The organism is Paenarthrobacter sp. CM16 (genome assembly GCF_013179505.1).
Lineage (GTDB): Bacteria > Actinomycetota > Actinomycetes > Actinomycetales > Micrococcaceae > Arthrobacter.
On sequence record NZ_JABMCX010000186.1, the window covers coordinates 1 to 9,481 of the forward strand.

The 9,481-nt window shown below is 64.4% G+C and carries 9 protein-coding genes; 1 reads left to right on the forward strand and 8 read right to left on the reverse strand.

Going from position 1 to position 9,481, the window contains the following annotated elements; genetic code table 11:
* Positions 1–483: quercetin 2,3-dioxygenase (locus tag HP499_RS15895; protein WP_172325200.1), on the forward strand; the 483-nt coding region annotated here is incomplete at its 5' end.
* Between the two features lie 63 nt (positions 484–546).
* Here the strand turns inward: HP499_RS15895 and HP499_RS15900 are convergent.
* The 8 genes from HP499_RS15900 to HP499_RS15935 form a co-directional block, all read right to left on the reverse strand.
* On the reverse strand, positions 547–1,785 hold the full coding sequence (locus HP499_RS15900) for a DUF3500 domain-containing protein (protein WP_172325201.1): 1,239 nt from the start codon (positions 1,783–1,785) through the stop codon (positions 547–549).
* A complete protein-coding gene (locus HP499_RS15905; RefSeq protein ID WP_172325202.1) occupies positions 1,763–3,484 on the reverse strand; it encodes an FAD-dependent monooxygenase in 1,722 nt (573 codons plus the stop codon). Before HP499_RS15905 ends, HP499_RS15900 begins: the two co-directional genes overlap by 23 nt.
* Positions 3,484–4,341: a fumarylacetoacetate hydrolase family protein gene (locus tag HP499_RS15910; protein WP_172325203.1), complete on the reverse strand. Its 858-nt coding sequence runs from the start codon at positions 4,339–4,341 to the stop codon at positions 3,484–3,486. The genes HP499_RS15905 and HP499_RS15910 overlap by 1 nt, the downstream gene beginning before the upstream one ends.
* A 99-nt stretch (positions 4,342–4,440) precedes the next feature.
* Positions 4,441–5,298, reverse strand: a complete 858-nt coding sequence (locus tag HP499_RS15915) for an alpha/beta hydrolase (RefSeq protein ID WP_172325204.1) — start codon at positions 5,296–5,298, stop codon at positions 4,441–4,443.
* A 94-nt stretch (positions 5,299–5,392) separates the two neighbouring features.
* A complete protein-coding gene (locus HP499_RS15920; RefSeq protein WP_172325205.1) occupies positions 5,393–6,364 on the reverse strand; it encodes an alpha/beta hydrolase in 972 nt (323 codons plus the stop codon).
* On the reverse strand, positions 6,361–7,239 hold the full coding sequence (locus tag HP499_RS15925; RefSeq protein WP_309138402.1) for an alpha/beta hydrolase: 879 nt from the start codon (positions 7,237–7,239) through the stop codon (positions 6,361–6,363). Before HP499_RS15925 ends, HP499_RS15920 begins: the two co-directional genes overlap by 4 nt.
* Before the next feature lie 137 nt (positions 7,240–7,376).
* Complete coding sequence (locus HP499_RS15930; protein ID WP_172325207.1) at positions 7,377–8,384, reverse strand: ABC transporter ATP-binding protein; 1,008 nt, start codon at positions 8,382–8,384, stop codon at positions 7,377–7,379.
* A partial coding sequence (locus tag HP499_RS15935; protein ID WP_172325208.1) for an ABC transporter ATP-binding protein occupies positions 8,381–9,481 on the reverse strand: 1,101 nt, incomplete at its 5' end. The genes HP499_RS15935 and HP499_RS15930, both read right to left, overlap by 4 nt.

A 9,481-nucleotide genomic window follows, 5' to 3' on the forward strand; every position in this document is an offset into this window, starting at 1 on the left:
TTCCTCAGCGCGGGCGAAGGCGAGCGCCTGGTCAGCTACCAGACCATGTTCTCCTACCTTTCAAGGCCGCAGAATACCGGGGATAACTATTTTGCCGTCCACACCAAGGGCGCCAAATCTCCCTATATCCCGTTGCATTTCCACTCCGAGCACACGGAGAACTTCCTGTGCACGGAGGGCCGCATGTGGCTCTATGTGAACGGCCGGGAGATGCTGCTGACCAAGGGCGACTTTGTCCACGCCCCTGCAGGAACCATCCATTCCTTCGCATTCGATGCCCACAACACCCAGATGGTGGGCTTCCTGACGCCATCGGTCTTCAATGGTTTCTTCGAGTACTTCAACCAGCCCACAGAGGACTACATCTATACCGAGGGCGGTGCGCCGTACATGGACATGGAGGGTTTTGGCCGGGCGCAGGCAGAGATGGACCTGACCGTCGTCGGCCCTCCGCCGCAGCGGCGTGTGGGCCTGGACTTCTAGGCTGAAACAACAAAAGGTCCGGACTCTTCAGGGAGTCCGGACCTTTTGTTGTTGTTGGGCTTCTCAGGGGAGCAAAGCCCGTCCGTAGTCATTGCCGTTGGGAGTGCGCACCACCGTGTGCATGTGGAAGGGCGCGGGGGTGTGGTTGTTCAGGAAAACGCCGGTGTGGTGGTCCAATTCCAGAATGACCACCGGGCTCTGGATTCGGAAGTAGAAGGCTTCGGAGCCTTGCCAGCCGCCAATCCAGGAGAACCAGGTTTCGTCGTAGTGTCCCTGGATTTCCCGGAGACGGGCAGCCCGCGGGCCGGCCGGCAGGTAGGAGATCCACTCCTCCACAATCCTGTCCAGGAGTGCTGTCGCGGTGGCCGGCATTGATGAGACCGGAATGCCTTCATAGGGAATGACACGGTTGTCCTGGAAGCAACCCGCAAGGTGCCGTTCATCCCCTGCGTGCAGGCGCCCTTCAGGCATCGCGGAGTCCTGCATCTGCTGGTAAACGGTCGCCTCGGCACGGAGTCCGGGTGCCAGCGCGCCCATGAGGTCCCGCGCCCACTGGATGCGTTCTTTGAAGACCCGTTCCTTGGAAACCTCAGCGCCGTGGTGGGCGCCGTCGTCGATGGTGTCGGGTTCGGCGCCCAGGAACACTGGTGAGATGACCATCCGGCTGCCCGCTACCAGGCAGTTGAGTGCCACGTGGTGGCCGAAGAGCTGCCAGCCCCAAGGCTCCGCCCCTGAAGGAGCACCGTACAACGCGAAGTTGTAGCTGTACTCGTTCATAAGCAGCGGCAGGTCCACGAGGTCGCCCAGAAAGCCGTTGATGCGCATGAGGTTTCGTGTCAGCGCAAAACCCTCGGGGCTGAGGCTCGCTTCAACCACGGCCAAGGCGGCATCCCGGACTGGTGGGTCGCATTCGTCCAGGCGAATTCCCGTGTCATGCTGCATGAATTCCGGGTTGGCCCAGCTCTGCCATTCAGGGGCATCCACGTCGTAGGACAGGCGGTCGTGCAATTCTTGAGGCAGCAGCGCCAGCAGCTTTTCAGCTGCTGCCAGCATGTCCGACGACGGTGCTTCCTCGCCTGGCAACGCTTCAGTGAGCGTGTACAGCCCTTCGCGCACCACGCCGTCGTTGGTCACACCGACGAAGGGTTGGGGATACAGCTTCTTCCATCCCTCGATCATGGGGCCGGCAAACGGATCGTCTTTGGCGGCCTCGGCGTAGGCCCGGGCGTCCAGGCCGCGGAGTTTCGCTACACGTGGATGTTCCGGCGTGTAGAGGTAGTCACGAAATGACGGCGTCGACATGGGAGGCGTCCTCTGTTTCATGGGTTTCGGTGTGGGACCACCCCGCGGCAATGCGGAGGGCATGTGCTGCTGGTTCGGCGGTGCTGCCACGCCAGGCAACGTGTTGATCGGGGCGGACCAGGACGGCGTCGGCTGCCCACAGGTCCGCCATCCGCGTTCCCTTACTGTCAGGTCCTACTGCCATCGTGGCCACGGGAACGCCGAGCTCAGCGGCGGCCAACAGGACCGGCGCGTACACTTCTCCGACGTCGCCACCTGCCAGGGATTCGACGTCCACCAGCAACGTGAACCCTGCGCCCAAATGGTCGTAGAGGGATGTTGAGTCCGCCAGCCAGGCGTGCGGAAGCAGCGCTCCCGGACTGGCTGTGGGCACGTAACGGATGGGATCTTCCGCAGGCACGGGTGCACCGTCCGGGACAACCAGCGGCGATGCTGCGTAGTTGTACCCCAACACCAGGCCCAGGGAATCGAACTCGCTTTGCTTCACGCCCAGTGCTGCATGGGCGCGCGCCCTGGCAGCTGCTCCGTCCTCGCCTTCACGTTCCAAAGCCGGGTCCGCGAAGTGGTACGCGAGCGCCTTGCCGTTGGCTGCGGCGTCGTTGATGGTTCGCTCGGCAACGGGCCGCCGTTCCAGGGCGTAGCTGTCCAGTAAGTCCGGCCCGGCCCAACCATCCAAAGCGGCGGCGATCTTCCATGCCAGGTTGGCGGCGTCTCCGATGCAGGTGTTGAAGCCGTGGCCGCCCCAGGGCGGATTCTGATGAGCGGCGTCGCCCACCAGGAACACGCCGTCGCTTCCGTAGGACGGTGCAAGGAGCATACGGGCCGTCCAGGGATCGGTCGCGATAACGTCAACCTCGACGTTGGCACCTACCAGAGATCGGACCATCTCTGCCGGATCCAGGTCAATCCCCTCTGCTGTGGCGTCGACACCTTGAATAATCGCCCACCACGTTTGGCCAAGGTTCATCCGGCCTACCATCCCGGCTGTTCCCGGACCGAGGACCCAATACTGGACGGCAGCATCCAGGCTGATCGTTTCGGCGAGGTCGCTGGAACGGAAGAGGATGCTGATATTGGACAGTGCTGCAGATCCGCCTTCGAAGCGGATTCCCAGCCCACGGCGCACGGTGGAGGAACCGCCGTCGGCTCCGGCCAGGAAGCTGCACCCAACGGTCCGGCTGCCTGCACCCTCGGTCACGGTGACCGACTGCCCGCCCCCTGCCCTTGCGGTGAAGTCCTCCACCCTCAACCCAGTCAGGAGTGTGGCATGTGCTGAGGCTGCCACGGCCTCACGGAGCACGGTTTCCAGCACCGGTTGCGGTACCTGCTGCCCGCATTCCGGTTGCGGCCCATAACGGCCTGCTTCAAGCTGGAAGGCATTCGGGAACCGCCGGATCTCGCGTCCGGTCAGGGACGAACAAAAGATGACGTCCTGGGCGAAGTCCACAGGCAGCGGCGCTGCCTCCCGCAACTGTGCAGCGAGTCCGAGCCGGCGCAGGTGGGTCATGGTTCGCGCATTCGTGGTCTTGGCACGCGGCCGGTCCTGGTCTATGGCCGTTCTCGGCTCAATGATCACGCTGCGGATACCCTGGTGGGCAAGGTCCAAAGCCAGGAACAACCCGCTCGGGCCACCACCTGAGATCAGTACAGGGACCTCGGGTGGCAAATCCGCCACGCGCGCCGGGCTGATAACAGCCATCAGGCCCTCGCCCGGAGCGACGGTCCACCAACGGGAGTCACCAAAGTGCCGAGCTTCTCGATCTCGACCTCTACGACGTCGCCGGCCTGCAACAACCACTGCGGCGTGCGGGCATAGCCGACTCCCTCGGGCGTGCCGGAAGCGATCACATCTCCAGGGTGCAGGGTGAAGGTTTCACTGATCAGCGAGATGATGGCCGGGACGGAAAAGATCATGTCCCGGGTGTTGCCGTTCTGAACTTCCGTGCCGTTGACCCGGGTGCGGACCTGGAGGCCATCGCGGAGGTCGCCCACGTCATCGCGGCTGACCAGTGGGCCCATGGGACCGGTGAAGTCGCCGTTCTTGCCCAGTGTCCACTGGGACGTGAGCTTTTGGGCACGCCGTGCGGTGATGTCGTTGAAGGTGGAGTAACCAAATATGGCGTCCTCGGCTGCAGCCTCGTCGCCCGACTCCACCCGTTTACCGATGTAGGCAGCTACCTCGCCCTCCCAGTCCAGGCCCGTCTCGCTCCCCGGAACCGGTACGGGGACGTTGCCCACGGACAAGGAGGCAGTCCACCGGCCAAACAGGGTGGGATAAGGCGGGAGCTCCTGGTCCTTGTAGCTGCCTTCGGCGGCGTGGGCCTTGTAGTTCAGGCCCACGCAAATCACCCGCGCGGACGCTGGAACCAGTGGAACCTCAATAACAGCCGCTCGATCGAGGCCGGCAGCAATGTCGGTGATGAGCGCCGGTGCTTTCTCCTGCCACCTCGTTGCATCGGCCCAAAAGTCCGTCACGGACGCCAGCGGGAAAACGCGCTCGCCGCTCAGGGCCGCGACCCAGGGGCCGCCGTCGTGGTCTATACCTATGTACTGCATGATGGGCCTTTCAGGTTCGCCCGAAGGCGGTTGTCGGAATGTGGAGGGCACGGCAAAGTTGGGCCTGAAGGCCGGGCCGTAGCCAGTAGTGCGGAAAAGTTATGGATGGCCGGACTGGCGGCGGAAGAAGGAGACTGTGGCCGCGAGGGCCTTTTCGGCAGCGCCCGGACTTCCGTCCTCCAGCCGCCACATGTGGTCGGCGTCCTCGATGAGGAGGAGTTCGACGTCGGCGCCGGCCTTCTGCAGTTCGGCGGCCAAGGACTCCGATTGGGCGGCGGGAACAAACCTGTCTGCGGTGCCGTGGACCAACAGGAAGGGCGGAGCGTCCGGATGGACAAAGCTGATGGGGCTCGCTGCCGTGGCTCTCTCCGGATTTTCGGCCAGCACCGCTCCTACCAGCAACTCTTCCCTGGAGCCAGGATCGCTGGCGCGCGCGACAGCGTCGGGCAGCGCCTGCTCCCCCATGTGAACCAGATCGGTGGGCGGGTACCACGCGGCGACCGCAGCGACCTTGCTCTCGCCTGCCCCGGTGAGGGCAACAAGACTGGCCAAGTGCCCGCCTGCGGAGTCGCCCCAGGCATAAATGCGCTGGGGATCAACGCCGTAGTGGTCAGCATGCTCCCGGAGCCATTGCACTGCGGCCAAGGCATCGTGGAGCTGAGCTGGAAACTGCGCCTCGGCGCTCAGCCTGTAATCTGCCGACGCCACGACGAATCCGGCTTCGGTAAGAACATCAAAGGGCGTCAGGCCGAAGCCATCGCACACCGGCCCCAGGGAGGAACGCTCCCCTACGCGCCAGCCGCCACCGTGGAAATGAATGACGGCGGGACGCAGCTTGTGGTGGCCGGAGGACCCGGGCGCGGATTCCGGCAGGTAAAGATCGAGCAACAGCGGCCGCGAGCCGTCGTCGCCGGTGCGGGCAAACTCAATCCCGGTGAGTATGCGGCCCTCCGTCATCGTTGACTCCCTCTGCGTCTTTCGCCGGATCCTCGATGTTCCGGGCTTTCCCTCCAGGGATGTCGAAGACGCTCCCCGGCGTGAACAGTCGATTTCAATCATTGGAACCGTCAGCACTGGCCAGCTCAGAAGCCAGGAACGCCAACCCGCGTTGGACAATGTCCAATGCTGCGGAGTGGTTGAGGTATCCGTGAGTGGCTCCTCGCTCGAGTCTGAACGCTACATCGATCCCCGCGCCGCGGAGGCTTTGTGCATACAGTTCTGCCGAGGGACGGAGGTCGTCGTATTCGCAGGCCACTATGGCAGCAGGAGGCAACCCTGTGGGATCTCCATGCCCGGGCACGGCATAGGAGGATGCCAAGCTTGCCGGGCCGCCGAGGTAATTTTCCAACATGGCCGTGCAGTCCTCGGCCGAGAACCGCAAAAAGGGTGGCAGTGACGACATCACCGCGGACGGCACCGTCAATGGCGGCACCGTCGAGTGGAGGAACGGATAGGCCAGAAGCATCTTCGCCGGCAGCGGCGAGCCGATATCTTTGAGGTACATGGCGGCCCCACATGCCAGGTTGGCTCCCGCACTCGCCCCACCAAGGCAAAGCCTGCCCGGATCGATTCCCAGGCCACAGGCCCGTTCAACGGCCCAAAACCATGCCGCGAGGACGTCTTCGTGCGGGACGGGAAAATGCACCCCGTCCCTGGCCAACCGGTAGTCAACGGAAATGACCACTCCGCCGGTCCTGGCCACGAGTTCACGGGCCAGCTGGTCGGCTTCGCGCATCTCCAGGTCGCCGCCGGCAAACCCGCCACCATGCAACCAGACCAAGCCTGGAACCCCGCCGTCGTCCGCTTCGCCCCGCAACGGGCCGTACACGCGCAGCGGGACTATACCGTTGGGACCTTGTGCCTGCGCCTCCATGACGTGGACACCGGGAGGCGAATACGGGAGGCCCGCCCCGCAGAACGCCTCCAGCCGGTTCACCCCTGATGGATTGGCAAGCAACTCAGCGGAGGACGCCTCCCCCGCCACTGGCTCCATCAGTGCACGGAGCCCGGCGTCCAGACTCATTGCTGCCCGAATTCACGCCGGAAGAAGTCGATGGACGTCTCCAGGATCCAATCCACCTGCTCTTCGGCAAAAAAGAAGCAGTGGTCCGCGCCCTCGATGGTGATGAGTCTATTCTGTACGCCTGCCCGTTCCAGGGCATCGGCGAGAAGTTCGCTTTGGGAATGCGGTACCAGGCCATCCTTGTTGCCATGAATCAGCAGGAACGGAGGTGCTCCGGCTGTGACATATCCAAGGGGGCTGGCTGCGTGCAGCAGTGCCGGTTCCGGTGAGCCTCCCACGAGCATCGTTCCGGGATCAAGCGAAGCTTCTCGCGGGACGGCCGCGGTCAGTGGACCGTTCAGGAAGGACTCCACTCCTTGCCGTCTCGAAACATCGTTGAGCGAAGAAATGCCATAGAAGTCCACCACCGCGTTGACTGCGCTGGACTGGCCCTGCACGCCGAGCCCGCCTTCGAGGTCGTCCCGGGAACCGGTGAGCCCCAGGAGTGCAGCGAGGTGACCTCCTGCCGATTCGCCCCACGCCCCGATCCTGCCCGGATCGATTCCCAACTCATCTGCGTGGTGCCGGAGGTAGCGGACTGCTGCTTTGATGTCGTGCAGCTGGGCGGGGAAAGGGGCCTCCAGGGAGTGCCGGTAGTCCACCGTTGCGCACGCGATCCCAGCCTCGTTCAACAGCCGGAACACAGAGTCCGGGGCGAAGGTCGGCGGGAGCTCCCTCCGGTCGCCCAACTGGAACGCTCCCCCATGGATCCACACGACCACCGGGACGGCGGCCTCGGAAGTCTTCCGGGGCAGCCATACGTCCATGGAAAGGCGGCGGAAACCGACCGTGATGGCGTAACTGAGTTCCCGGTGCAGCAGCGATTCCTCCGACACCTCTTCAGGTTTCCCTGGCGCATGAAAGGCGGGAAACGCCGGCGGGGTGGGTACCCGATGTGAATCAGGGCTGATATCGGCAGTCTTTGCTGGTGTTTGAAGGGTCACTGGTTGCTCCTGGAGTCTTGGGCGGAAAATCAGGCGTAGTGGCAGGCGACGTCAGCTTCGCCGACGCGCCGCAAGGCGGGCCGTTCGGAGGCGCATAGTTCCGTGGCCAGCGGGCAGCGCTGACGGAAAGGACATCCGCCGGCGGTCGTTGAGACAGCGGCGGCAGTCCTGACTCCCATGGATTCACGGACAGCCCGGCGCTGCGCTTGTTCGGCCGGGCGTGGCACCGGTGATGCCGCAACGAGGGCTTGGGTAAAGGGATGCTTGGGCGATTCCGTGACGGCTGCGGCAGGACCGGCCTCCATCACCTGCCCCCGGTACAGGACCACCACCCGTTGGGCCAAGAACTGGACCACGGAGATGTTGTGGGCAATGAACAGGTAGCTCAGGCCGCGCTCGTCCCGCAGATCGGCCAGGAGGTTCAAAACCTGCGCCTGCGTTGACAGGTCCAAGGCGCTGACAGCTTCGTCGCAGACTACGAGCCGTGGTTCGCAAATGAGCGCCCGTGCCACCGAAATGCGCTGCCGTTGCCCGCCGGAGAACTGGCTCGGGTACCGGTCCACGGCTTCCCGCGGCAGTCCCACCCGTTCCAGCATGTCCTCTGCCTTGGTGCGGGCCTCGCCGCCGGCAATACCGCGGACGCGTAAGGGTTCTGCCAGTGAGGCGCCGATTGTCTTCCTGGGATTCAGCGAAGAGTTGGGGTCCTGGAACACAGCGCGGAGCTCGCTGCCAATGGCGCGGCGCTTGCCCGAGCCCGCATGCGTGATGTCCTCACCCTTGAATTCCACGGAACCGCCGGACACCTTCTGCAGGCCAAGGATCGCTTTGCCAATGGTCGACTTGCCCGAGCCGGACTCCCCCACCAGACCCACCGTTTCACCGGGCTGGATGGTGAAGCTGACACCGTCGACGGCTGGCGGTGCCGCAGAGGCCTTCCGACCCGTGCCGTAGCGGACCACCAGGTCCTTGACGTCGAGCATGGGCCCGGGCCTGACGGCCATGGCCGCGGAGCTCAACAGCGGGGTTTCGATGCTCATGCCAGGTCCTTTTCTACGATGTCCAGTCCGTGCCGGGCGGGTACTTCCGCCGGAACCGGGTGTTCTGAAGGGATGTCGGTGGGCACCCACGACAACCCTTCAATGGCCAGTTCATCAGCCTTGACGCAACGCACCAGGCCGGACCCCGTTCCCGAAGGCAGGAGGGGCACAGGTACCAGGCAGGCAGATCCTGCGAACTGGCAGCGGGCGGCAAACCGGCAGCCTGATGGCCAGTCCTTGGGCTGCGGCACCTGGCCCTGGATGGTGGCCAGGCGTTCGGGCATATCGTCTGCCGTATTCGCGTGGGGATCGGCCGCAAGCAGTGCCAGGGTGTAAGGATGCCGTGGGTTGTCCAGGATGCCGGCTGTGCGGCCGTTCTCCACCACTTGGCCGGCGTACATGACCGCAACGTGGTCGCAGATGTCGGCCACTACTCCGAGGTCGTGCGTCACCATGACTACAGACATGCCCGTGTCCTTCACGAGCGTTCGGAGGAGGGACAGGATCTCTGCCTGGACGGTAACGTCCAAGGCGGTGGTCGGTTCGTCGGCAACCAACAGGCGTGGATTACCGGACAAAGCCAGGGCGATGGCTACGCGCTGTGCCATGCCGCCCGAGATCTGGTGCGGGTAGGTCTTGAGGATGCGCTTCGCGTCAACGATCCCCACCTTCTCCAGCAGGCCCAACGCCTCGGCGTTCGCTGCCGCCTTTCCCACCGAACGGAGTCGGCGGATGGCAGAAGTCAACTGGTAACCCACCGTGAACATCGGATCCAGCGCCCGCATGGGCTCCTGGGAGATGAGGGCGATGTCGCGCCCGCGGATGCCTTCCATGTCCTTGTCCGTGGCAGCGGCCAGGTTCCTGCCGTTCCAGAGAATCTGCCCGCCGGTGATGGCGACGCCGGAAGGCAGCAACCCCATCAGCGACAACGCGGTCATGGTCTTGCCGCAGCCGGACTCGCCCACCAGCCCAAGGACCGTTCCCGGCTCGACGTCGAAGGAGACGTCCGTGACCAGTGGAGTGCCGCCGTCGACCCCTACGGAGAGTCCGCGGACGCTCAGCTTGCCGGCCCCAGGTGCGTCGCGCACAGCAGGGGC

Excerpts from the sequence above, each read along its gene's own strand:
- HP499_RS15900 (WP_172325201.1), bottom strand. The coding sequence starts at position 1,785 with ATGTCGACGCCGTCATTTCGTGACTACCTCTACACGCCGGAACATCCA.
- HP499_RS15915 (WP_172325204.1), bottom strand. The coding sequence starts at position 5,298 with ATGACGGAGGGCCGCATACTCACCGGGATTGAGTTTGCCCGCACCGGC.
- HP499_RS15920 (WP_172325205.1), bottom strand. The coding sequence starts at position 6,364 with ATGAGTCTGGACGCCGGGCTCCGTGCACTGATGGAGCCAGTGGCGGGG.
- HP499_RS15910 (WP_172325203.1), bottom strand. The coding sequence starts at position 4,341 with ATGCAGTACATAGGTATAGACCACGACGGCGGCCCCTGGGTCGCGGCC.
- HP499_RS15930 (WP_172325207.1), bottom strand. The coding sequence starts at position 8,384 with ATGAGCATCGAAACCCCGCTGTTGAGCTCCGCGGCCATGGCCGTCAGG.
- HP499_RS15905 (WP_172325202.1), bottom strand. The coding sequence starts at position 3,484 with ATGGCTGTTATCAGCCCGGCGCGCGTGGCGGATTTGCCACCCGAGGTC.